The sequence below is a fragment of the Nocardia sp. NPDC127526 genome (genome assembly GCF_042672265.1).
Lineage (GTDB): Bacteria > Actinomycetota > Actinomycetes > Mycobacteriales > Mycobacteriaceae > Nocardia.
The window spans coordinates 617,602-644,184 of sequence record NZ_JBHXVO010000001.1 but is presented as its reverse complement, the minus strand read 5'-3'; the positions used below and the strand labels follow the sequence as shown (position 1 = coordinate 644,184).

The 26,583-nt window shown below is 70.5% G+C and carries 5 protein-coding genes; all 5 read right to left on the bottom strand.

Annotated features, from left to right (window positions below):
• Positions 1-2: 2 nt before the first annotated feature.
• Positions 3-1,802 (bottom strand): hypothetical protein, encoded by a 1,800-nt coding sequence (locus ACFVIV_RS02745; RefSeq protein WP_379193018.1) that lies wholly within the window; start codon positions 1,800-1,802, stop codon positions 3-5.
• A gap of 21 nt (positions 1,803-1,823) precedes the next feature.
• Positions 1,824-3,173, bottom strand: coding sequence for a hypothetical protein (locus ACFVIV_RS02740; protein WP_379193113.1), 1,350 nt, complete (start codon positions 3,171-3,173; stop codon positions 1,824-1,826).
• 80 nt (positions 3,174-3,253) lie between these two features.
• On the bottom strand, positions 3,254-3,544 hold the full coding sequence (locus ACFVIV_RS02735; protein WP_379193017.1) for a hypothetical protein: 291 nt from the start codon (positions 3,542-3,544) through the stop codon (positions 3,254-3,256).
• Positions 3,545-3,588: 44 nt separating this feature from the next.
• On the bottom strand, positions 3,589-3,870 hold the full coding sequence (locus ACFVIV_RS02730; protein WP_379193016.1) for a hypothetical protein: 282 nt from the start codon (positions 3,868-3,870) through the stop codon (positions 3,589-3,591).
• Positions 3,871-3,973: 103 nt separating this feature from the next.
• Positions 3,974-26,455: a hypothetical protein gene (locus ACFVIV_RS02725; RefSeq protein WP_379193015.1), complete on the bottom strand. Its 22,482-nt coding sequence runs from the start codon at positions 26,453-26,455 to the stop codon at positions 3,974-3,976.
• Between the last annotated feature and the right edge of the window lie 128 nt (positions 26,456-26,583).

Here is a 26,583-nt window from a genome sequence, read left to right as displayed (position 1 = left end):
AATCAGCCCTCTACCACCGGCTTCGCCACAATGGGCGGTGCTCCCATGGCCTCTTCCAAGTGTTCGGTCGAGTCCAGGAACTCGGCGCGCTTGTGCTCCTTGCCGTTCTGGCCGGCGCCGTGCGCGCCACCCATACCGCCCATGGGCATACCGCCGCCCATGGGCATACCGCCGGTGGTGGCGAGCCCGGCGCGAGCGGTGACGCCCGCTGTCGTGGTCGTCTCCATGCCACCGGTGGCGCGCGGGAACAGCTTCGAATTCGCCGGGCTGGTGAGCGGGCTCGGCGCACCGCCACCGGGCGAGCCGCCGCCGGGGCCGCCCTTGGCGAGATCCTTCAGCGTGCTCGGCAGGCCGGACAGGCCCAGATCCTTCAGCTGATCCTGTAGTTCCTTGTTCGTGGTGTTCGTCTTGGCCTGCTGCGCCAGTTGCTGCGCGGACTGCAGGCCCTGCTGCAGGGCACTGGTCAGCTGCGACATGCCCTGGCCGTTGCCGCTGTTGTTCTGCCCCGTATTCCCGTTGGGGTCCTGGCCGTTCGGCTTCTGCCCATTGGGGTACTGCCCGTTCGGATCCTTGCCATTGGGATCCTTGCCATTGGGATCCTTGCCATTGGGATCCTTGCCGTTCGGATCCTTGCCGTTGGGGTCCTTTGGCTCCGGGATCTTGATCTCCGGCTTCTTGGTGCCGGGCGGAATCGCCCCATCCTTCAGCTGCGGTTTGGTGCCGCCGCCGGGTCCGGTGCCGCCGCCCGGCCCGGTGCCGTTGTTGTTGTTCCGGTTTCCCGGTCCATCCAGCCCGGGAGCTTGCAGGGTGGGATCTCCGAGGATGGGAATCGCGGTGCTGGCGTTCTTGACTCCGGGGATGTACCAGGTCTTCCACGCCGTGACGGCCCGCTCGATGAGCTGATTGCCGCGCTCGGTGTTCTCATGGGTGGGATACCAGTCGGGCATCTGGCCCTTGGTGTAGAACAGGCAGTACGCGGTGTACATCAGGTTCGATGCCATATTGCGCATGTCCGTGGTCAGGTCGCTGGACTGGACCTTGAATTTCTTGACCGCGGCAATGGCGGATTTCGCGCCCGTACCGGTCCACTTCTCGTCCTGCTCCAGGCGTTCCATGCGCAGGACGAGATTGTCGAAGTCCTGGTCGATGGAGTCGGCCACCCACTGCCAGTCGGCCGAGCGATCGGCAATGACCTGGGGGTTCATCCCCTCACCGGCCTTGTCGAACCACTCACCGCCGCGGCCGCCCGGATCCTCGGCGCCGATCGGGTCGGTGTAGTGCTTGTCCTTACTGCCGCTGTAGTCGGCGAGACCTCCGACGTGCTTCTTGTCGAACGCCCCGTTCGCATCGGTCGCGCCCCATTGGGGGATCTTCGCCTGACCGTTCGGGGTGATCTTGGGGCCCTCTTTGATGTCGCGGGTATCGGCTTCCTTCTTCAGTCTGTCGAAAGCCGCCTTGGAATCCTCTTTCTGGGCGTCGTAGAGCTTGCCCGCGGTCAGCAAGGTGTCACCGATGGCATTCACCAAACCGATGAACTTGCCGAGGATTTCCTCGACGCGCCGCCCCTCCTTGTCGAACCGGCCCGCGAGCAGCAGCGCCGACTGCACGTGATTGTTGTCGCTGAAACCCCGGTGGTTCTGGAACAGGAAACTCAAGTTCTTGGTGCGATCGAGCGACGACGCGCAGTCCGCGGCGAACTTGACAGCCTCCTCGGCCGCGCCCTTGTCGAGCTTCAGGCGACCGTCGCGTGCCTGTTGGGCCAGCCCCGGCCAAGGGTTGTCGTATTTGTTCTCGTCACCCACGTCCTGCTCCCATCAACAGTCTCATCGAACAGTAGGTCGATTCTCGCTGCCGCGCATGGATCCCGCCAAGATGAGCTGATAGGCGGCGCCATCCAAATCGGCTGTCTCGCCGAAGACTTCAGTGAGCAACGCGTAGTCGACCTGCCCTTGTTCCGCGGCGGCGACGAAGGATTCGACTGTGGCGCGCAAGGATTGGTCCGGATCCTCGGCCACCAGACCGCCGACCACATCGGCGACGGTGTCCGCGGTCCACATTCCGGGGACGGCCGAGGCCAGCTCGGTCGAGGAGGGGGATTCGCCGCGATGCCAGCGACCGTCCTCCCACCAGTAGCAGAAGGTGAGCAGACCGCCTGCTGCGCGGGTGTTGAGAACGGGCGTGGCAACCCATTCCGGGGCACCGGCATACAAGCGGGGCAGGGGGCCCTCGGTGTTGTAGGCGGCGGCGAGTTCGGGGGCGTTCCAGACGCCGCCGGAAAGCACGGCGCGGTCGCCGGGTAGTGAGTACAGGGTGGAGCCGGAGCGGCGGGAGCCCTCGAACCAGCCGAAGGAGGGCAGGACGCGCGGGCCCCATTCCGAGCCGATGGCGACGAAGGCTGCGGCAATGGCGGACCAGCGGGCCCACAGCAGGGGGAAATCCGGGAAGTCGTCTTCGGAAATCACAGGGGTGATACCGGATTCGCGATCGGCGCGGGCCTGTGCGGCGGCCTGTTGCGGGGTGCGGATCTGACGGCGGCCGTGGCGGACGTAGGCGGCCAGCCAAACCGGCAGTGTCGCACGGGGATACGCTTCCAGGTCCGCGAGATAGTCCTCGGGAGCGAACAACTGGTCGTCGGGGAACGGCTCGTCGCCGTAGTCGTGGTCGACCTCGAGCTCGCCGTCGGATGAGAGATCGAGTTCGAAGCGCCACCACGGGCCGTCGCCGAGTTCGGCGGAGAGCGTGCGATGTTCGGCCACCAGGGCGTGGATTTCCGGCGTCGGGTGCACCTGTGCTTGGCGTTGCTCGGGATCGGAGAACACGACGCGGGCGAGCTGGCCGTTCACCGTGACGGAGAACGACGCCTGCACCCGCGCCCAGCCCTGCGGGCCCAGCTCCACCAGACCCTGGGCAATGCGATGCGCTATACGGCGGGCCTTTTCCGCGACATCGGGTTCGGGCGGCGGTTCCAGGGAGAAGCCGACATCCGGCAGCCCGTCGAGCCGGAAGCCTACGTCCGGGGCGGATTCGCCCTCCGCGCTAGTGGTTCCGATGACTTCCCCATCGGCTGCTTCGCCGTTGACGGATTCGCCGACCACGCCGGTCACCAGCGTCGATGCGCCGAGAGTGGCGGATTCCGGTGCCCCGTTCGGGGTTTCGATGGGCTCTGAGGACATTGTCACGGGGTAATCGTCTCCTGGGCGGTCACTTCGAGACAGTGTGAGCCCCGAACCGTATGCGATATCCGGCTGTCACGCTAGTTTTCCGGACGGCGCCTGCGGGCGGCGCGCTCGGCGAGATTGCGGGCCATGGCGGTCTTGCGGGCCGCGGCATTGGAGCCGTCCAGCTGGCCCGCGAAGGCCAGGCGCGCGGCCTCGACCATCTCCGCGGTGGCGGCGCCGTTTGCACGGGCGATCGCCCACAGCGCCTTCTCGGTCTGCTCGTCGAGACCGGATTCGGTGCGCACACCACTCCCCTGCACTGCCTGATCCAGCGCGCTGTCGAAATTGCGGCGCAACTGCTCCTCGCTCGGGCGGCCTCTGCGCACGTCGTCCTCCTGATCTAGCGAATTACCGTCGGCACCGAACCCGGCTAGCCGTCCGACGCCGGACGGCCTTCGTTGAACATGCGTTCCAGGTCGGCGCGCCAGCGGGCGGCATTGCTGCCGTCCAGTTGACCGGCGAGTGATTTCCGGGCGGCCGCGACGAGTTCCTCGGAGGCGTTCGGATGGGCGCGGGCGATGGCCCACAGGGCGTCCTCGGTCGGCGAGTCCAGGCCGGTTTCGGTGCGCACACCGCGGCCCGCCAGCACATCCGCCAGCACGGCTTCGAAGTTCCGCCGCAACTGCTCCTCGCTCGGGCGGTCTGCGCGCACGTCCATCCTCCTCATTCGTGTCGAACCACCTGTCAGCATCACATATCCCGACTGACCGCGCGGTTGCCGAAACCGTAAAAATCGGAGAACTCACACCGTCGCATCATCCGAAAATTCCGGCCCTGCGCGACGGATCCGCCAAGACATCCCGAATCAGCAGACCCAGATCCGCATCACCCGCCACCGGGCGATACCGCAGCTCACACAGGTAATTCCCACCGGCATACACCGCGAACCAATGGAACTGCGCGCCCGGCTCCCACGCGGCCACCGCCCCCATCCGATCCAACTCGATCACCTGCTGACCGACCCGCAGCACCAACCCGGCCTGATCGCGATAGAACGAGACCGGCGTCCCGTCCAAATCCCCGTACACGCCCGACACCGCCCCCGCCGACGGCGCCGCACTCAACGTCCCGGTATCCGGATCCAAACTGGCGAACTCGCCGTACCCAGCATGCGCACGCAAATAAATAGCCCCACCCCGCACCGGCGCGGAAGCCCGCGGGAACCGCTGCCCACCCCGCGACCCACCACGCCCGCTCCCACCCGCAGCCGGCGGAGCCATCGGCGCCCCCATCATCGGCGCCCCACCCTGCGACGGCGGAACACCATGCCCGGCCTGCCCATTCGGCCCCGCCGTTCCCGGAGCCGAAGACCCACCCGGTTCGGCCACCCCCGACCCACCCGGAGCGCCATGGCCACCAGGCATACCAGGTGCACCAGGATCGCGCGGCATGCCCGAAGCATCCGGCGCATCTGAGCCACCGGGCATACCCGGGCCACTCGGTACACCCGGACCACCGGGCAGGTTCGGGCCACTCGGTGCACCCGGAGCACCAGGCATGCCCGGGTCGGTCGGACCACCCGGAGCGCCAGGCATACCCGGGTCGCCCGAAGACGACGGGTCGGGCACGCCCGGCGTGCCGGGATACGACGGGTTTCCAGCTGCCGGCCACTCCGGCGGTACCGGAATGCCCGGCGTCTCACCGTCTCCTGGCAGCGTGGGCTGCCCAGCAGCCCAACCGCCATCCGGCGGCGTGGGAACCCCTGGCGGCCACGGGAAATCCGGAGGCACGGGTACGTCCGGCAGCCAATTGCCATCCGGCGGCCACGGCCTCTCCGGCGGCTTGGGCAACCCAGGCGGCCAAGGCATCTCCGGCGGCTGCGGAATGCCCGGAGGCCACGGCACGTCCGGCGGTTCCGGAAGTTGCGGCGGCACAGGCGGATTCGGCGGTACCGGAGGTTGCGGCGGAACCGGAATCTGCGGCGGCGTTGGCGGAACCGGAATCTGCGGCGGCGTCGGTGGAACCGGAGGCTGCGGCGAAACCGGCGGGTTCGGCGGAACCGGCGGATTCGGGGGCACAGGCGGGTTCGGCGGCTGCGGCGGATCGCAGTCGTCGTCGGGCTCGTCCGGGGGATCCTGCAGGTCCGGCGGCGGAGTCCACGGGTGCGGCTGCCGCGGCGGGTCCGGGGTGTAATCCGGGAACTCGACATCGAAGTCGCGCGGAACTCGCGGCATGTGCGACCGCCAGTTCGGGTTGTACCGGAACTCCGGATCATCCGAGCTCGGATCACCGTCACCAGGAGTCGAGTCACCACCATCACCGGGCATCGAGCCATCGCCGTCACCTCGGCCCGAACCCGAATCGCCCGGGGTCGTGTCGCCCTCGCCGATCGAATCGCCGGAAGCGGCGCCCTCGTCCGAGCTCTCGGAGTGAGACGGCTCGCGTCGCGGTCCGGCCTGTCGGTCCAGCTCTGCGGGCGGATCCTGGCGCGGCTCGACAGGAGCCGTAGGCCGTCCAGCCTCCGAATCCAGCTGCGCCGCTGGCCGATCCGGCCGTACCGGCGACCCCGCCGGCTGATCCGGCTCGGTCGGGGGCTCCTGACGCGATCCGATCTGTTGATCCGGCTCGGGGCGTGGCTGTGCCCAGTCCACGCGCGGGTCCACCGGGTGGAGCGGGGTGCGATCGTCACCTTCGGACGGGGTGGCCTCGGGCTGGACGGTGCCATCCAGGGCGGCGGGGGGATGGTCCGGCATGGGTGGGATCGCCGGGGGTGCGGGGGGATTCGCCGGGGTTGGGGGGTGGGGCGGGATCGGGGGGAGGGTGCGTGGGGGGTAGGGGCGGGATTGGGGTGGGCCGGGGACGTAGGGGATGCCGGCGCGGGGGCCGGTGAGGGGTGGGCGGTGGGCGTCCCAGTGGTAGCCCTGGATGGCGGCTACCGCGGCGTTGGCGTCGCTCCAGGTTGCGTTCTCGTTCTCGCGCAGGAAGTTCGACTCGGCGTAGGCATCCTGTAGGAGGAGGATGTCGGCGGGGCGGGGGGTGCCGGCGATGAGGCGGTTCCAGGCTTCGGCGACATCGGCGACGACGTCCAGGCGGCCCATCCGCCATTGATTGTCGACCGGGTCGAGGTACCAGTGCCGGTCCCGCATCAGATGGTTCTTGATCTGCTGGATCTGTTCGGGGGTGAAGACCGGCGGGAGCATCTTCTGCACCGCGGCGCGCAGTTGCTCGTCGAGAGCGCGGGCGAGGTCGTCGCGGTTGGGGGCGTTGCGCAGGTTCTCGCGCAGATCGGTGGCGAGTTGCCTTGCGTAATCGGCGTTCTCGGAGCCCAGGAGGCGGGTGACCTTGGCGATCAGCTTGTTCAGGTCGGCGCCGGCGGGGTTCGCGAAGACTGCGAGCGCCGCGTCGACGAAGCCTTCCAGGGCCTCGCGGCGGGAATTCTGGTAGTCGACGACATTGCGGGCTATCGCCGCGACATCGTTGTCGGGGCCGTCGGGGACATTGTCGCGGTCGAATCGGGCGTATTGCTCATCGGCCCAGCGCTGCACCTTCGCCCACCGCTCGGCGGCGGCCTGCTGTGCCTCGTTCCAGGGCCGGGACGGCTCGGCATCGGCGGCGCGCTCACCGCGATCCCATTGGCGGATCATCGGCTGGATGTCGCCCGGGCGCATCCCGAACAGGATCGATCCATTGACCTTGGGCTTGAACGCGGGGCTGATGCGGGCCGGCTGGGCCGAATCGCCGAACCAGGTGAACCCGCCCAGCTTCGCGACCTCCAGGATCACCCGCATCACATTGGAGGCCGCATCCGCGAACGGCAGCACGAAGGTCGGATCGTCCGGGTCGGCGACCGGCTTCTTGCCGCCGGGGATGTGCGGCAGCAGATCCTGGTTTTGCGCGCCCGCGGGCAGACCGCTGACCCGGTCGATGACGGCGCCCACGACCGCGGCCTGCACCTGGTCGGCGGCCCAGCCGCTGAGGCCCTGCGCCATCTCCAGCTTGAACTCGTCCGGCCAGGCGTTCGACCCGCGATTCTGAGTCCAGTGCGGCCGGGTCTGATTCACCTCGTGCCAGTCGCCCGCACCGTCGCGCCAGCGGGTGCTGAGGACGCGGTCACTCCAATTCCCGCCGGCACTGAGACGATTCACCGCCAGATCCGACCGCGTCACTGTCACCTCGTCATCGCGGCCGGCGGTGACCCGCAGACGTTCGACGACGGTGCTCGGATCGGCAATCGCCTGCGCCACTTCGGGAATGAACAGCAGCGCCTCCGCAAGGGCCCGATCGTGGTCGGCAAACGGGCGGCCGAGTTCATCGCGCGGACCGAAGACGAGGATCCGCCGCGGCTGTCCGTCCACCATCGCCACCCGGGGCGTCACCAGGCGCGCACCCTCGGCCGCGGCAATGCGCCGCCACTCGCCGGCGATGCGGGCCATCTCGTCCTGGATGCGGCCGATCCTGTTGTGCGCCTGGTTCACATCGTCCGCGGCGGCCCGCAGTCTGTCGAGGTCGCCGGCGCGGTCGGGGAAGGCCTCACTCAACCGCCACAGCAGATCGGTCAGGTGCTCATGGCTCAGCGCGGCCTCGTTGATCGTCCCATCGGCGTTCACCAGGCGCGGCACGGTGTCCGGTTCGTTCGCCGGGCGCTGTTCCGCAGCCTGCCGCGCCAGTTCCGCGTCCAGCGGGCCCAGTTCCAGCGCCAGTTCGTCCCGGGCGATCCGCCGGGGTTTGACGCGTTGCAGCTCATCGGCGCGTTCCGCGGCCAGCCGATCCATCTCGGCCATGACCTCCGCGGTCCGCGGCAGGCCCGCGGCGGCTCCGGCCCGTTCCAGCTCGTGAATCCGCTGGTCGATCTCCCGAATTCGCTCGCGCAGCCGGATGACCTCCTCGGCCGCGGCGACGAGCTTGCGCAGCGCGGCCAGCCGCCGCTCCTGCTCGGCGGGACTATTGGGCAGGCGCTCACTGTGCCGGCCTTCGTCACCGACGCCCTCGATGCCCACGACCCGGGTCCCGGCCTCGTTGAACAGTCGAAGTGCGGTCTGCTGCAGGCGATCCCGGCTGCCGAGTGCGGCCTCCGGATCGCCGACGTCCAGCAGCCGCCCGACCCGGGCGTCGCGCTTGGCGCGCTGGAACTCCAGTTCGCGCGCCGACTCCCGACGTTCCTGGAGCAATCGTTCGTATTCGGCGCGCGGCGTCTCCGGTTGCGGGCCACCGTGATCCGGCTGCCGCCCGCCCGGCGCCGAGGGGTCGCCGTCATCGTCCGCATTGCGCGCAGGCGGATCCGACGGCGGCTGCTGCGACCCACCACCGGCATCCGGTATCGGCCGGCCCGCCCCCGGCTGCTGCTGCACCGGGTCGTGAACGCCGGACGTCGTCTCGTCCGAGCCGTCCGGCACCGGCTCGGGCCGGCTCGCCTGTGCCGGACCGGAGTCTGGCCGGCCGGGGCCACCGGGCCTGACCGGGCCTCCGGCCTGCGGCGGTTCCTCACCGTCATCGGTCGACGTGGGCGGCTCCGGCGGTCGCTGCGCGGACTCGGCGTGCGGCTGCGACCACTCGATGCGCGGATCGACCGGCCGCGAGGGTGCTGCCACGCCCTCGGGCTGCATCAAATCCACGCGCGGGTCCACCGGCTGTGCGGGTTCCTGGGCGGGCTGCATCCACTCCACACGCGGGTCCACCGGCTGTGCGGGCTCCTGGACGGGCTGCATCCACTCCACACGGGGGTCCGGGATTCCCGGGTCGGGCTCGGGTGCACGGGTGGGGCCGGAGGTCGGGGTGTTCGGGCCGCCGGGGCCGATGGGGGCGGCGGGGCCGGGTGGGGTGCCGGGGTCGGCGCCGTCGTCGGGGAAGTTGCGGGTGATCCAGTCGGCGAAAGCGGCGGCGCGGTGGGCGGTTTCGGCGGCGGCGCGGAGGTTGTCGAAGGCGTCGTGGACGGCGGGGCCGATGCCTCGGATGGTTTGTTGTGCCAGGGCGTCGATGGTATCGCCGGGGTGCGCGAGGAGGTCGGCCTCGTTGACGGGGAGGCCGGTGGCGCGGAAGAAGTCGGAGATGTTCTGGCGCAGGGCATCTCGGGCCGCGTCGCGGGCTTGATCGGCGGTCCGGCGGAGGTGTTCGGGCGACTGGGTGCGCTGCTGCGAGGTGGGGGCGTTGTCGGGTCGGGTCGCGGCATCCAGGGCCGATCGGGCGTCGCGGACGGCGGCTTCGGCGCGGTGGTGGCGTTCGGCGGCCTCGCGCAGTTGGTCGCGCTGGGCCTCGGTGTAGCGGGGCTGGTCGGCGTCGGCGCGGTGGGACAGGTGGTCGAGGGTGCCGGGCAGGCGCTGGGGGGTCAGATCCGAGGGGCGGATCGGACGGTCCGCATCGGTGTCGGCGCCCATGGCGCGCAGGGCGGCATCCCTTGCGGCGAGGGCATTGTCGCGTTCGAGCTCGGCTGCCGCGAGATCGGCGGCGGCCTGGGCCGGGTCGATCGGCGCGGGTGCGGTGAGCTCGTTATAGCGCGCGGACAAGGCTTCCAGGGCGTCGATCTCGGCGTCGCGGGCGCGCACCTCGGCGCGCAGTTCGGCGAGTTCGGCGGCCAACTGCTCGGGGGTGAGGCGTTCGTGCTGGTCGAGGCGGCCGTCTCGATACAGCTCGTACACCTCGGCGACGCGAGCCCAGTAGGTTTGCTCGGCGGCGGCGTAATCGCCTCCGGCGGCGGCGATTTCGGCCGCGTTGGGCGGAGTCAGGTCGATGCCGAGCAGGCGCGCCCACACCGTCGGCGCGTCCGAGGGATCGTCCGAACGCGGTTCGCCGACCATACTGTCGCGGTTCCACGCGTCGCGCAGCAATTGCGGCGCGGCGGGATCGTGCATCGCCACCTCGCCGTCGACCGCGCGCGGATCGGTGGCCGGGTCGAACCGGAGCTGGTTGGTGTACGGGTCGAGATCGCCCAGGGTGCGGGCGAATTCGGTGAGCGCCGCGACGATCTCGGGCGACGGCGCGGCCAGCCGGTTGGCCGTCGCCCGGTCGGCGGCGAGGCCGTTCCCGAGCGCGGCGTGGAGCCGATCGCGCCCGGCGGTCACCGCATCGGCGTCGACGCCCTGGACGAGTTTCGCGTAGTCGAGCAGATCCTTGATCTGCTGGAGCCTGCGCGGGCGCGGCGTATCCGGATCGGTCAGGTGTGCGGCCAGCAGCTCCGGGGTCAGGTCGGCGGGATCGATGCCCAGGCGCAGTGACATTCGATCCCGCGCCGCCGCCAGCCGGTGGAAGTTGTCGATGGCGTCACTGCTGCGGATGAAGTCCGCCATACCCTCGATCTGGGCCGCGCGCACCGCATTGTCGTGCCGCAGTGCGGCAATGGCGTCCTCGAGCTGCCCGGACGCGAGATCCACGTTGTACACCGACATCCGGTCGGCGAGCTCGTCACGGGCGGCCAGCACCTCGTCCGGGTCGTTCGAGTCCGCGAACTCCGCGAGATCGTTCCGGCCGGGGACCAGGTTCCAGGCGCCGTCGTCATCGGACCGCACCAGGGTCGCCGACAGGCGGCGGCCGTCCACCATCTCGTCGATGTGCCGGACCTGCGGGGCGTCACCGGGCACCACGTGCAGACGGCCCTGCTCGTCGATGCCGAGCAGGCGGTAATCCGGTTGCACCGCACCGTCGTTGACCAGATCACGCAGGCGCGGATCGGCGGTCAGCGCATCGGCGAGAATCCGGCCGTGGTTCGCCTCCCCGCTGAGAACCACCAACCGCGGCGGTGCGTCCGGGGTGTCGCCGGGCACCAGGCCGAGATTGTGGTCGAGCAGGACGCCGCCGCGCCCGTCCACCCAGGCGCGGGCGGCATCGTCGGCCAGGCGCTGCGCGAGATCGGCTGCCGCGCCCGGCGTCTCGTCCGGGAAGTGGTTGTCCAGGGCGTCTTCCAGCCGGGTCAGCGCATCCGCGTGGTCGCGCACGCTCATGCGCTGATCGCTCAGGAAACGTGCCAGGCGCTCGGGCGTCAGATCGTCCAGGGCCGTGGCGAGCAGCTGCGACCAGTTCGAGCGCTCGTCGCGAATCTCGTCGCGGCGCAATGCATGTTCGAAGATCGACTTCAGGCCGGTGTCGTAGCGGACCTCGTCCGGGCTGAGATCGCCGAAGGCGTACGGGGCCTCCGCGCCATTGTTGACGCCCTGCGATTCCAGCATGGGCACGGACCGGCCGTTGGCGGCGGCCAGCTCACGCAGGAAGCGGCCCATCGGGTCATTGTCGAAGAAGTTGACATCGCGGCTGAACGCGATGCGCGCGTCCTCGTCGTTGTAGCGGGCCGCCGCCACGGCGAGCGCCTCCACCGCGCCCGCGCGGCGCATCTGCAGCGCGACGGCCTCGTCGACGGCATGGCGCAGCGCCTCGGGACTGGTGTCGGTGAGCTGGATTCCTAGCTCGGCCAGCGCATCCCGCACATCCTGCGGCAACTCCCGGTGCGAGTCGGGCGATTCCAGCGCCGGTGCGGCGGAATCCGGTTGCGCACCGCGCTTCAGGTAGTCGTCGATCTCGTCGGCGGCGGAGTGCATTCCGGCGCGGCGCAGATCGTCCGACATCTCGCGCAACTGCGCCGGATCGACCTCGGTCAGCCACGGTTCGAATTCCTCGCCGTCGTGGTTGCGCATGGCCTGGCCGTCACCGGTTTCCGCGGCCACCCGGCTGGTGAACAGGCGCAGCAGCGGCAGGCGCTCGCGCGCCTTCCACAGCGTGGCAACCTCTTTCGCGATGCGGATCGGGTTGAAGCCGTCGAGGACGACATCGCTGCCGGCGAGATGCGCCAATTCGGAGCCGACTTGCGACTGATAGTCGCCATCCTGGCCGGAGCCCGACGGATACTTCGGCTCGATCGCGCGATCCCTGCCGATGAGCCGATCCCAGAGCCGCCGCACCAGGGAGCGCTGCTCCGGCGCGGATTCCGCCGGCCGCGCGGGCGGCGTCTCCGGTGTTCCCGGGCGGGTGGCCTGTTCGGCGCGCCACGTGCGGTTCGGACCCTCGGTGAGGCGGACGTGCACCCGCTCGCCGTCGACCTCGAGCACCGCGCGACGCTCGGCCGGATCGTGCCGGTCGGCGGCGGTCAGATCGGCGGCATCCATGGCGTCACCGAGGATTTCGGCGCGCAGTTCCGCGAATGCGGCATCCCGGTTGTCCGGGGTGAGCCGCTCGGGCGCGATCCGCTCGGGATCGATGCCGAGCCGGCGCGCCCAGTCCTCGGCGTCGGCGGCGTGCAGCGCGCGCTGCTCCGGATCGGTGGCGGCATCGCGGCGCGCCGTGGCATCGGCGAGCGCCTCGAGTCCACCGGCGCGCAACAGATTCCGGTACTGGAGTTCACCGGCGGCATCGGCGAGGCGCTGCGGAGTGCGGTCCGGCTCCGGAATGCCGAGGCGGTCGGCGAGCTCTTGCTGTAGCCGATCCAACGGCAGCGCACGCTCATCGCGCTGGGCGGGACCCTCCTGGCGAGCGGTTGTCCCGGGCACGGGCGAGTTCGGCGGGGTCTGCTGCGGGTGCACCGGCGCGGTCGGGCTTTCCGAGCCCGCGGGCAGCTCGGCACGCGCCGGGCCCGCCTGAAGCGCGGGTGTCCCCTCGCCGTCGACGGCACCGGCCAGCCGATCGGTCAGCCCCAGGCGGTCCAGCTCCGTGTCGATGGCGCGCAACTGCTCCGGATCGACCTCGGTCCGCCAGTACTCCTCGTCGCCGTACCGCTCCGCGGCGGTCAGTGGCTCGTAGTCCTCCGGATGCCGCATCCGCGTCGGTGACTCGCCCCGGCTCGCGTCCCCGAAATGCCCACGCGACCGCGCCATTTCGGCAATGCCGCGCAGGACCGACAGCGGATCCGGATGCCGCGCCAACGCCGGGCCCAACCCGAGCGCCTCGGCCAGCCGCTGCGCGTACGCCAGCTCCTCCGGTAACCGCGAAACCCCGTCCTCCGGGGGCAATTCCATGAGGAAGTCCCGCACCGGACGCAGCGCCTCGGGCACCGGATCGGCATCGAGCACCAGCGTCGGGTCCTCCCCCACCGGTTCGACCACCCCGGCCTGCGGCGCCGTCTCCAGCTCACCCGCCGCAGGCAGCGGCTGCGTGGTGGCCTCGGACGGATCCGGCGGCGCCAACGGCTGAGTCACCGCCTGCGACGGATCGGGCACCGGCTGCGTCGTCGCCTCCGACGAATCCGGCGTGGACAACGGCTGGGTCGTCGCCTGAGACGAATCCCGCGCGGACAACGGCTGGGTCGTCGCCTCCGACGAATCCGGTGGCGGCAAAGGCCGAGTGGTCGCTTCCGACGAATCGGGTCGCGGCAGAGGCTGAGTGGTCGCCTCCGACGGGTTCGGGGGCGACAGCGGTTGTGTCGTGGCGTCCGGGTCGACGTTCGAGCCCGGGTTCTGGTCGCGGGATTCGTGTGGGCCGTCGGGGCCGTCCGGGTCGGAGGCGGGTGGGGCGGCGGGGGTGCGGCCGGGCGGCTGCTGGCCGCCACCGTCCGCCTGCGGCTGGGGTTCGCCGGACTGCTGCGCGTCGGGGGTGCGCTCGGGGCGGCCGCCGGCCTGTTCCCAGAACCAGTTGGCGCGGTCGGCGGAGATGCGGGCCAGGTGGTCCGCGGTCTCCGCCTCCAGGCGCGCCCAGCGCTCTTCCTGGCTGCCGGGCACCTCGCGGTCTGCCATTTCGTGCAGCCAGCTCGCGCGCTCGGCGTCCATGCGGGCGTTCCAGTCCGCCTGTTCGGCCTGCATGCGGTCGAACCAGGCGTCCGGGTCGAACGGCGGGCGATCCGGATCACCCTGGTCGCGGCGCGCCGCCGGTCCGGGGGTGTCGTCGCCGGGAACGCTGCGGGCCGGCGGCTGGAGGGTGCCGTCGGCATTGAAGCCCTGCCTGATCTTGCCGGGGGCGTCGCCGCCGGTGGGGGCCGGATCGTCCTCGAAGGCGGGGTTGTTCGCCACATGCTCGGCATAGGCCTGGGTGAGGAGCTCGTAGAGCACCTGTGCGGGCTCGCTGGCGTCGTCGCCATTGAGCTTGACGTCGGTGAAGGCCTCGGCCAGCGCCTCACTGCGATTCAGCATGCCGTTGTCGTCGAAGCTGTAGCCGCTGAGCTCCTGGTACCACTCGACGAAATCGAGGAAGTCCAGATTGCCGCGAGTCCGCTGGTAGTACTGCTGAAGCGCCTCGAAGAGCAGGTAGTGGGCCTCCAACTGGCTGGTGAAGTCGATGGCGTGCGCGAACTCGTGCACCATCGTCGAATAAATCGGGCGCGCAGCGGATCCCGGCACCAGATGCCCATCGTCCTCGGCCCCTTGGACCCGCTCGGCGAACCCGGCCGGATCGAGGGCCCAGCGTTCGTTGAGCGTCAGCGAATCGCAGTAGGTCAGGCCGCCGCCGTCGCCCGGGTCCGCCTCGGCGAACACGCCGTCGTCGTCGAGCGGCGCGATGCGCACCGACAGCAGGTCGGTATCCGGGTACTGGCGCATCATGTCGTCGATGGCGCGGGCGTATTCACGCAGCACCTCGACATCGATATCGGGATTGTCGAATCCGACGACCTCCAGATCCCATTCGTTCTCGAGCCGATCGACGATGCCCTCGTGATCCAGGTCCGACCACTCGTCGTCCGGCCGCGGCGACCAATCCGGGGGATTCCCCTCGGGACCCGGATCGGACGGCGGCGTGTCCGAGAGTCCGTCCATCGAATCCGGCTGATTCGCCTCCGATTTCGAGCGCTCGGCCGGAGCGGAGTCCGGCAGCCCGGCATCCGCCAGGGTGGTCTGCAGCAGGCGATACAGCACCTGGGCGGGTTCGCTGGCATCGCGGCCGTTCAGCTGGACATCGCGGAAGGCCTCGGCCACCGCCTCACCGGGATGGAGCATGCCGTCGCCGTCGAACGCATAGCCCGGCAGCTGATCCAGCCAGCGGATCAGCGCATTCACATCAGACGAATCATGCGCGGCCACAAAGTGGTTGATCAGCACGTCGAGCGCGGAATTGCGGGCCTCCCGCTGCCCGGCGTGGTCCATGACGTGGCCGAACTCGTGCACGATCGCCGAATACACCGGGCGCACACCAGATCCCGGCACATGGCGGCCCTCGGCCTCCTTGTTCCGGATGTGCTCGGCGAAGGCGTCGGGGTCGCAAGCCCACGCATCGTTGAGGACCATCCGGTCGGAGATGAGTCGTCCGGTCTCGTCGCGTCCGGGCCAGGTGGCCGCGATGGCGTCGGGGTCCTGCGGAATGGGACCGATCTCGACCTGCCGCAGGGTGACGCCGCGGTGCTCGGACAGCAGGTCGTCCAGCGCCCGCGCGTATTCGCGCAGCACCTCGACGTCGATGTCACCATTGTCGAACCCGACGGTCCGCACCCCGAGCTCGTTCTCGATCCGGCCGATGACGCCGTCGCGATCCAGATCCGACCACGCGTCGTCCGGCCGCGGCGACCAATCCGAGTCCGCGTCATCGGGATCCGGCGTCGGTGTCGAGTCGTCAGGGCCGGACCGCCGCTGCGGGGAGTCGTCCCCGGTTTCCGAATTGGCCTGGTCCAGGCAGTCTTTCAGCAGCTGATGCAGCACCTGCGCGGGTTCGCTCGCCTCCGTCCCGTGCAGGATGACATCGGTGAACGCCTCGGCCAGCGCCTCACGCGTATTCAGTGCGCCGTGGTCGTCGAAGGCATAGCCCGGCAGCTCGTCGTGCAGCCAGCCGAAGAAGGCGTCGGTATCCCGCGTGCCGGTCTCGGCGACGAAGTGGCGAGCCAAGGCCATCAGGGCGGCGTCATTGGCCGCGAGCCGGCCATTGGCGTCCAGCACATGGCCGAATTCGTGCACGATCGTCGAATACACGGGCCGATCGCCGTGGCCCCACACGAATTCGCCGGATTCCTCCCGCGCGAGGACGTTTCCGACCAGCGCGCCGATGTTCTCGGCGAAGAAGCCATTGAGCACGATCCGGTTGCGGACGGGGTGGCCGCCCTCCATGTCCGCCGTGGCCACGGCCATCGGCAGGAACATCGACCCCATCCCGATCTCGACGCCGTCCAGGTCGATGCCCGGGAAGCGGGTCAGCATATCGTCGATGGCGCGCGCGAATTCGCGCATCACCTCGGGATCGACGTCGGGGTTGTCGAAGCCCACCACATCCAGATCCCAGCGGCGGCGCAGCTCGTCGGCGATCTCGGTGCGGTCCAGTCCGGACCAGGCGTCATCCGGCCGCGGCGACCAGTCGTAGTCCGAATCCTCCTGCCCCGCATTGTGATCGGTCAGTCCGTCGTGTGGGTCGTCAGCGTCCGGCGATCCGGGCGGCACCGGATCGGACCCCTCCATCCGGCCGATGATCCGGCGACCGCCGCCGTGCTGCTCCGGCCCCAGCCGAGCCCTGCCGTTCTGCAGGAGCTTCTCGATCCGCTCGGCCAGCTTCTTGGGCGAGGATTCGGACAGGTGCCCCAGGTGGGTTGCCAGCACATCCAGGGCGTCACCGCGCCCGGTCGGCCTGGGCAGGCGCCAGCCGCCGCTGCCATCGCGCTCCATGTGGAGGTAGTCGCGGAACAGACCCGCATCGACGAAGCGCGCAATATAGCGGTCCTTGTCGTCCCCATGGTTCACCGGCGGCAGATCGTCGGTCGGCATCATCGGGATGCGGCGCGTCAGCAGGTCGCGGGCCACCGCGGCCGGATGCGGATGGGTGATGGACGGATCCGCCTCGGCCTGCCGGTGGCCGACCTCCATGAGGTCGTGGGACAGGTCGTAGGGCTGGGGTTCGCTCAGCACCTTGCGCTGACCCGACCACGTTCTGCCCGTCGTGGTCGTCTGGAACGCGTCCATGGTCAGCTGGCGCAGCCACTGGTCGTAGCCCAGGGTGGTGGCGCCCTCCGCGCGGTAGCGCAGGTAGTGGTCGAGGAGCTGGGCTTCCACCTCCGCCGAGGTGGGACGCCGCATGATGCCTTCCGCGGCGGACGCCGGAATCGTCTCCGCGCGAACGCCGTCGGCGCCGTCGGGGGCGACGCTGTGGTACTCGAGATCGTGCGAACCATCCCAGAGCACATTCCGGTACCGCGGATCGGATCCGGCCAGCTCGTGCAGGGCCCGCATGTGATCGCCGTCCGCGGCGAAGACGAGCAGGCGGGGGTTGGGTCCGGTGGTGCTCGGCGCCGACAGCACGTGATCGGACAGCCGCGTGCCGATCGGGGCAAGTCTTTCCAGCTCCGCATCCGATGCGCGCCTGGACAATTCGCTGCTGTCGGCCTCGGCCAACGGCGTATTGGCGGCATCCCGCGACGGCAGGTCGGGCCCGGGAGCGATCTCGTCCCGGTCCGCCGCGCGGACGGCGGGGCCGTTCTCCGGCGCCGGTTTCGGTGCGCCCCAATGCCGGTCCTCGGTGTCGCCGAAGGCCCGCACCACGTCGAAGACGGTCTCGGCGGTGTCCAGGCCCGCCTTCTTCAGATAGCGCTCCAGCGCCTTCACCCCGGCCTCGTAGGCGAGGTGCTCGGGCGAGTCGGCATTGCGGCGCTCGGCGCGGCGCAGGGCCTTGTCGTAGGCGTCGGAGAAGGCCCGGTCGGCCGGACCGATCGGGAGCGGATTGCCGCCCTCGCGCACCATCCGCGCGGTCTCGATCTCCACCGCGAGCTCCCTGGCCCGCTGTGCCCGCAGCTCGGGGGTTTCACGCGGCCGCGACGGCACTGTCGCCGGATCGGCACTCGTCGAATTCCCCTGTGCGCGGTCGTGTTCCGCCGCGAATACGGTGGCGAGATCGCGTCCGGCCACGAGCGGCCCGGCGGTGGCGAGATGATCCGCCACCGCTCGCACACCGGCGCGGTAGGCGGCGGCGTCGAGCACCCGTTCGCTGACATTGCCACGACCGTAGGCGCGTTCGGCGGTGCGGTACGCGCGCTGATTGGCCTCCCGGTAGATCTTCTCCAGCGCATCGGAGACCGCGCGGCTACGCAATCCCGCCTGGCGGCGATGCTCGTAGGACAACGCCAGGCTCTCCGCATGGCGGTTCACCATGGTGCGCACATACTCGTCGCTGGTGAGCGCGAAACGATCCAGCGGGCCGTCACTTCCGGCCCGGGCGTCGATCTGGGCGGCCGCGCGCACCAGTTCGGAGACCCGCGTGATGGGATCGGAGTCGTAGGGCAGCGTCACCGCATTCGTCGCCGGGTCGTATCCGGCCGCTGGCCCCAGTTCGAGACGGCCGTCCTGGTTGCGGTTGATCGCGGCCGCGGGATCGAGGGTGAACTCGACACTGACGCCGTGGCGGGCCAAGGTGTCCAGCGCCCAGCGGCCGATGGAGCTGTCGGCCCAGGCGCGCCCGGCGCCGGACCTGCGCTCCTCCGCGAAGCCGTTGAAGTCGTCCTGGCTGATACCGGACTGCCGGACCATCGCGTCGATGAAGTCCTGGCCCGCTGCGCGGCGGAGCCCATCGAGGGCGGTGGTGATATCGCCGTGGTACGGACGCCGCTGCGACTCGGTGAACGAAGTCTCCGAAGGGGTTTCGCGGGTCGGCACCGGACCGTAATCGTCGGCCAGCGGCCTCGGCGGCGCGGCGCCGTCAGCCGGCGTTCGATCGCCCGCGAACCGCGGATCGGCCAGCAACGCTTCGACACCCGCCGCCCGGGCAATGGCGCGCAGCTCATTCTCCGGCAGATCCGGTGTGCGCGAACGCGCTTCGTCGCGCGCGGCATCGTGGGCGCGAAGATAGGTGTCCTGGACGGCCCTTTCGAAGTCGGCCTCGGCCGGACTGCGCATGGGGCGGCGGTTGGGCTCGTAGCCCTGCTCGCGCAGGTCCCGCGCGAATTCGGCTTCGCGGCCGAAGGATTCGGCGGCGCGGCGCAGCGGATCCGCGGCCGCCGGTCCCGGTTCGGTGAGCGTATGGGCCGCCGCCACCAGTCCCGCGGCCTGTGCCAGTTCACCGCGCAGATGGGTGCCGATGGTGAGTTCCCGGGTGCCCGGATCGAAGGTCATGGCGGGATGTGAGTCGCCGTCGCTGAACCGGAGCGTGATCCGGGCGTCGTGCAGGGCCGCGAGCGCGCCGCGCCCGGTTTCGGTCTGCGCCAGCACTTCCGACAATCGGAGCTGCTGCGGATCCGGCGTGCGCGTCACCCAGCCGTCACCGGAGCCGCGCGGGAGGCCCGCTTCGCGGACGGCGTCCGCCGGAGCGTCCGCCGCGTCGGCCGGACGGTTCGCCACCCGGTCGGCGTATTCCTGGGCGAGGAGATCGTGCAGGACCCGGGCGGGCTCACTGGCATTGCGGCCGTTCAGCGCCAGATCGGTCAGCGCCTCGCCCGCCGCGGCACCCGGCCGCAGCGCACCCTGATCGTCGAAGACGGAGTCCGGCAGCTGACGCACCCAGTCCCGGAAGGCATCCGGATCCTGTGAGCCGTGCTGGGCGCGGAAGTGATTCTCCAGCGCATCGCGGGCGGCGGTCCCCGTCGCGAGATCGCCCTCGCCCGCGAGCGCGGCGCCGAAGGCGTGCGTGGCGATCGAATACACCGGGCGCGAACCGAATCCGCGCACGAGTTGCCCCGAGTCCTCGCGGTCGCGGTAGAACTCGGCCAGGCGGTTCGGATCCGCTACGGCGTCCTCGTTGAGGACCAGTCGCTGGTTCCCGCTCCCGGTATCCGCGGTGACCTCGGCCGTCGGCGGGAACAGGAACCCGCCCGTCCGCCCGATCTCGACGGTCCGCAGGTCCGTGTCCGGGAAGCGGGTCAGGAAATCGTCGATGGCACGGCCCAATTCCTGCACCACGGCGACATCGATGCGCGGGTTGTCGAAACCCACCGTCCGCAGATTCCAGCGGCGGCCCAGCTCCTCGGCGACGCCCGCCCGGTCCAGCGGCGACCAGACATCATCGGTGGGCGGCGACCAATTCGGAGTCGAATCCCGCTGACCCGCATCCTGATCCGCGCCGGAGAGGGACGGCCCCGGCTCCGGAGCGCCCGCGGGTTCGCGCGGACCAGGATCCGGCTGCATGGGCGGGAAGCCTCGGCGCTGATCGGGCGTGGCGTCGGTGTCGGGTTGCCGGGCCGGGTCGCCGGCGAACATGGTCGGATCCGCGAGCATGGCGGCATCGACCAGATGCCAGAACAGTACGCGGGCAGGCTCGCTGGCGTTCTCGCCGTTCAGGATGACATCGGCGAAGGCTTCGGCGAGCGCCTCACCCGGATAGATGTCGCCGTCGTCCTTGAAGCTGTAGCCGCTCAACCGGCCGAGCCAGTCCAGGAACGCGGCCTCGTCCATCGCACCGCGCGTGGTCTCGAAATAGTCTGCGAGAGCGTCGAATACGGTGTCGCGGGCCTCGCGCTGCCCGCGAATGTCCATGACATGGCCGAATTCGTGCACGATGGTCGAATAGATCGGCCGGTCCGCCGAACCCGGGACCAGGAACCCATCGGCCACCGATTCGGCGACCGCACGACGGAACGCCTCCGGATCGGTCGCCCAGGCCGCGTTCAACACCATGCGCTCGGCATCGCCGTCCCGGAAGAAGGCCCAGGTCTCGGCGAAGGTGTCCGGGTCCTCGATGGGTCCGATGTCCACCGAGCGCAGCGGAGCGCCCGGGAACATCCGCAGCATGTCCTCGATGCCGCGGGCGAACTCGCGCAAAACCTCCGGATCCACATCGGGGCGGTCGAAGTTGTGCACCAGCTCCGGTTCCGGGTCGCCGGGCAGACCGTCCGGCGAGTGCTGCGCCAGATTGTCGCGCAGCAGCGTCTGCAGCCGGTCGATGATTCCCTGGCGGTCGAGCCGGGACCAGTCGTCATCGGGGCGCGGTGACCAATCCGGTTCTGGCGCCGCATCGAAATCCTGCGCCCAGTCGTCGCCGCCGAAATACTCCGGGCCGTCCAAGTATTCCGGGCCGTCGGACTCGTCCGGTTGCGGCGGGACGTTCCGGTCGCCCGGGTCTCCCTCGCGTGCCTGACGGCGATCGGGACCCTCGGTTCCCGGATCGCCCTGCCGCCACGACCCGTCCGGGCGGCGCGATTGATCCGGCTGTGCCGCAGGCTTTTCCGGCGCCTGCGCTTCGGGGCGCGTGGCTGGATCGAGCGCGGCGGGCGGCTGATTGGGTGGCTGCGGGGAGGGGCCGAGGGCCGGGGTGCCCGCCGCGCCGTCGTCGGGATCGTCGTCGCCGAGGGTGTCGGCGTCGGGGCGGGGCGGCAGCAGTTGGTCGCGGTTCAGAGGTGCGGGGGCGTAGGGGATGCCGGCGCGGTCGCCGGTCAGGGGCGGGCGTTCGGCGTCCCAGTGGAAGCCGTCCAGGGCTGCCGCGTGGGCGTTCGCCTCGCGCCAGGTGGCATCCGGGTTGGCGCGCAGGTAATCCGATTCGGCCAGGGCATCGCGGAGCAGGAGGATGTCCGAGGGGAGCGGTTCGCCGGCGATGAGGCGGTTCCAGGCTTCGGCCACATCGGCGACGGCGTCGAGGGGGCGGCGGACCAGCTCGCCGGTTTCGGGGTCGGTCACCAGCTGCGGATCGCGCATGAGGTGGTTCTTGATCTGCTGGATCTGCTCGGGGGTGAAGACCGGCGGGATCTGCTGGGCGGCGGCGGCCTGCAGGCCGTCGATGACCGCCCGGGCCAGCGCATCCCGGTCGGTGGCGTGCAGGTCGTCGAGGGACTGCCGCAGGTCGGCGATCATGTCGCGGGCGTCGTCGGAGAGTTCGGGGCCGTCGAAGACCAGGTCGAGCAGGATGTCGGCCGGGTTGTCGTCGAGGCGGGCCGCGAGTTCCTCCTCCACCCGGCTGATGAAGTCGGACAGCCCGGCGTCCTGTTCGGCGCGGTGGGCGGCGAGATTGTCGACAATGGTGGCGATATCGCCGTCGTCGGCGCGGAAGTTCGCGTACTGCTCGTCGGCCCAGCGCTGGACTGCCGCCCAGCGGTCGGCGGCCTGCTGGCGGCGCTGCTTGAACTCGTCGGACACATCGCCGCCATCGTCGGCATGCTCGGCCGGGGTGTACTCGCGCACCATCGGCTGCACTTCACCCGACCGGGAGCGGAACCACGGGTGGCCCTTGAAGCCCGGGCGAATTCGACCCGGATTGTCCGGATCGGCGAACCAGGTGAAGCCGCTCAGCTTCGCCACTTCCAGCACGACGCGCATAATGTGACCCGCCGCGTCCGCGTACGGCAGCGTGTACGTGTCCATACCCTGCGGCACGCCGGAGGGGTCCTTGCCACCCGGGATGTGCGGCAGCAGATCCTTGTTGACGCCGGTATTCGGTTCGCCCGGAGCCGGATCGACGAAGACATCGGCCACCGACGCCTGGATGCGGTCCACGGCCCAGCCGCTGACGCCTTCGGGCAGATCCCGCGCCTCGAACTTCTTGGGGAGGTTGCCGGCGTCGCGGTTGAACTCCAGATCCGGCTTGGTGGGATCGACGTGATGCCAATTTCCTTCGCCGTCACGCCATCTGGTGTTGTTGAGGCGAACGCCATTGCGCGGATCGGAGATGAGGCGGTCCACCCGCGGCGGTGGGGCGTCCACCACGGTGCGGTTGCCTTCGCGGTCGCCGAGGACCTGGCGGTATTCGATGCGGGTGCTGGGATCGACCATGGCCTGGGCCACCGCGGCGCTGTAATCCAGCGCCTGCGACAGGGCACGATCCAGGTCGGCATTGGGGCGCGGGCGCACCTCGCCGTCCGGGCCGATCACGAGTTCGTCGCGGGGGCCGAAGACGATGATGCGGCGCGGATCGCCGTCCACGATGGCCACCCGATCGGTGACCATGCGTGCGCCCTCGGCCTCGGCCAGCTGGCGGTAGGCGGCGGTGACGCGCTCCATCTCGTCCTGGATGCGGCCGATCCTGTTGTGCGCCAGGTTGACCTCGTCGGCGGCGCGGGCGAGTCGGGCCACATCCGGATCGTCCGGGTTGGCGGCGCGCAGCTCGTCGAGGGCGGCGCGCAGGTTCTCCGGGCTCAGCGCCGACTCGTCGACCCGGCCGTCCGCGTCCACCAGGCCGAAGCGTTCGGCCAGCTCGTCGCGCTCGCGACGGGTCGGCTTGATCTGCTGCAGTTCCTCGGCGCGTTCCCGGGCCAGGCGGTCGTGCTCGGCCTGCACCTCGTCCGGCAGCGGGCGGGCGCGGATATCGCCGGTCTGTTCCAGGGCGCGCATCTCGCGGTCGACCGCGCCGAGCTCGTCCTGCAGCTGGTGCACCCGCTCGGCGGCCTCCACCAGCTTGCGCAAAGCCTCACGGCGCCGGACGATCTCGTCCGGACTCAGGTTCTCCCGAACCTGACTCGGGCCGTCCTCGCCAACGCCCGGAATATCCACCCGCTGGATGCCGAGCTCGTCGAGCAGCCGAAGTTCGGTCTGCGCCAGCGCTTCTCGCGTGCCGAGCGCCTCATCCGGATCAACACCGTCGAGCAGCCGCCCAATGCGCGCATCCCGCTTGGCCCGCCAGAACTCCAGCTCCCGCGCCAATTCCTTACGCTGCTGCAGCAATTCGTCATAACGATCCCGCGCGGCATCCGGATCCGCCGTGGACTCGGGCCGATCCCCCGCCTCCGGCGTGGGATCACCCGCGGGCTCGTCGGCAGGCTTCGGCTGCACACTCTCCGACGGCTCGGCCTGCGGCTTCGGCTGCGAGCCCTCGGACGGGTCGGCCTCCGGCTTCGGCTGCGAGCCCTCCGACGGGTCACCCTCCGGCTTCGGCCGCGAGCCCTCCGACGGGTCACCCTCCGGCTTCGGCCGCGAGCCCTCCGACGGGTCACCCTCCGGCTTCGGCCGCGAGCCTTCGGCGGGAGCGGCTTCTCGCTGGGGTCGGGCGGATTCGGGTGTTCCGGCATCCGGGTCGGAGGGGTCCACCGGCTTCGGGCGACCGGATTCGCTGCTTTCGGGTCTGCCGCCGATGCCGTCCCAGAGCCAGTCGGCCCGGTCTTGGGCGATCTTGGCGAGCCATTCGGCGTTATCGGCCTGGAAGCGGGCGTAGCGGGCATCGGGGCTGTCGGAGGTGTCCTGGTCGGCGAGTTCGCGAAGCCACTGGGCGCGTTCGGCATCCATGCGCGCTTCCCAGTCGGCCTGCTCGGCACGCATCCGGTCGAACCACTCGTCCGGGCCGTCGACACGGTCCCGGTCGGCCTCCGGCGTCCGCTGCGGTTCGGGTTGCTGCTCGGGCTCGGGCGTCTGCTCGGGTCCGGGCGTCTGCTCGGGTCCGGGGGTTCGCTTGGGTTCGGGGGTTCGCTTGGGATCTGGTTGCAGCGCAGGCTCGGACGTCCGCTCGGGCTGTGGCTGCTGATCGGGGTCGGGCTGTTGGGCCGGTTGCTGCTCCGGGTCCTGCTGTGTGGCCGGCTTCGGCTGCTGATCGGTTTCCGGCCGGCCGCCGAGCATGTCCCACAGCCAGTCGGCGCGGTCCTGGGCGATCTTGGCCAGCCATTCGGCGTTATCGGCCTCGAGGCGCGCGTAACGCGCGTCGACGCTGTCCGAGGTGTCCTCGTCGGCGAGCTCGCGAAGCCATTGGGCGCGTTCGGCATCCATGCGCGCTTCCCAGTCGGCCTGCTCGGCGCGCATCCGGTCGAACCACTCGTCCGGGCCGTCGGAGGGATCCGGCCGCCTGTCCGGACCATCCGGGTCGGGAGCGGGTGCGGTCTCCGGCGGCTTGGGCGGCTCGCCGCCGCCACCCTCGGCCGGTTGCAGCTCGGGGGCGCTCTCCGATTCCTGCTCCGCTTCGGGGCGCACCTGCTCGCGTTGCTGAACCGGTTCGGGCTGTTGCACAGGATTGTCGGGACGGGTCTCGGACGCGGGCCGCTGCACAGGGTTGTCCGGACGGGTCTCGGACGGAGGCTGCTGCACGGGGTTGCCGGGACGGGTCTCGGACGCGGGCTGCTGAATGGGGTTGTCCGGTCGTGTTTCCGACGCGGGCTGTTGGACCGGGTTTTCCGGGCGGGTTTCGGTGGCGGGCTCGGATTCCGGCTCCGGTTGGGGCGTGGGGCGGCGTTCGGGTTCGGGCTGGCGCTGGCGGCGGCGCTCGGCGGGTTCGCGGTTCTCGCCGGAATCAGTGCGAGTCGTGCCGTCTTGCGGTGTGCTGGAAGAGTTTTCGAAGCTGCCGAGGAGCAGGTCGTAGAGGACGTGGGCGGGCTCGCTGGCGAACTCGCGGTTGAGCTCGACATCGGTGAAGGCCTCGGCCAGCGCCTCGACCGGGTCGAAGCCGCCGTCGTCGAAGAAGCTGTAATCGCTGAGCTGGCGCACCCATTCGTCGAAGCGCGCGTATTCGGCGTCGGTCCAATCGGTGACGCGGTAGGCGTCCTCGTAGTGGTCGAGCAGCGCATCCCAGGCCGCGTCCCGGGACACCGTATCCGAGGTGAAGTCCAGGACGTGCGCGAACTCGTGCACGATCGTCGAATGCACCGGCCGCTGCGCCGAGCCCGGCACCAGATCGCCCGCGGCCTCGTCCTCGGCGATATTGTCGGCGAAGCGGCGCGGATCGGTGGCGTAGCCCTCGCTGAGAATGATCCGATTGCGCGGATCCGCGCTGGTTCCGGGATCGGTCTCGGCATACTTGTCGGGATCGGCGATCGGCTCGATCGCGATCCCCCGCAGATCCGCCTCCGGGTAATTCCGCATCATGGAATCGGCTGCGCGCGCGAACTCCCGTGCCACCTCCGGGTCGATTCCGGGACGATCGAAGCCTTCGACCGTGAACCCTTCCGGCTCCAGATGCGCCCAGCGCCGCTCCAACTCGGCGGCGACCTCTTCCGGGCCGAGGTTCGACCAGTCGTCCTGCGGCGGCTCGTCGCCACCGTGCAGCAGCGCCGGATCGTTGCTGCCGTCGGCCCCCGTGCCACGGGATGCGTCCCCCGCGCGTGCGGGATGCTCGGCCGTGCCGTCGCCGCGATCGCTTCGACCGGCCCGGGCGGCCCGCTCGTAATCCCGCTGGGTCGGCTGGGATGCGCCGTCCGGCAGGGGAATCGGTGCGATCAGCAGCGCGCCGTCGCCGGAATCGGAGGAAGTGGTGTTGGCCGGATCCCGGGGTGAACCGGCATTCACGTCGCGGGTGTCCGAACCATCGGCGAGCGGGTCGGCGGCCTGCGCGACGGGTTCGGCACTGCGATCGGCGACATTGCTCGCGGGAGCGTCGGGCTGGATGCCGGTGGAACCGGCCTGCACACCGGGATTCGGGCCCGCGGACACCACTCCCGGTGTGCGACCGTCGATTCCGGGTCGGGTACCGGGAGCGGTCCGTGCACCGTCGGCGCGACCCGGATCGGCGGGCCCGGCCGCGCGGTTGTCGGCCGCGGGGTTCGCCGGGTTGTTCGGTGTCGTGGCATTCGACGTGGCCGGGCTGGATGCGGCCGGGCTGGAGGTCCCGGGGCCGGCGGTGGTGCTGCCGAGAGTCGTCGTGCCGGTCGGCACGCCTGTCGTCGCGGGCCCGCCCCCCCCAGTGCCCGCCGGGCCCCCCGGCGGGGGAGCCCCCAAGTGCCGGGGGGGCGCCCCCCCGTTGGGGCCCGCCGGACGAGCCGGTGTTTTGCAAGGGTCCGGGG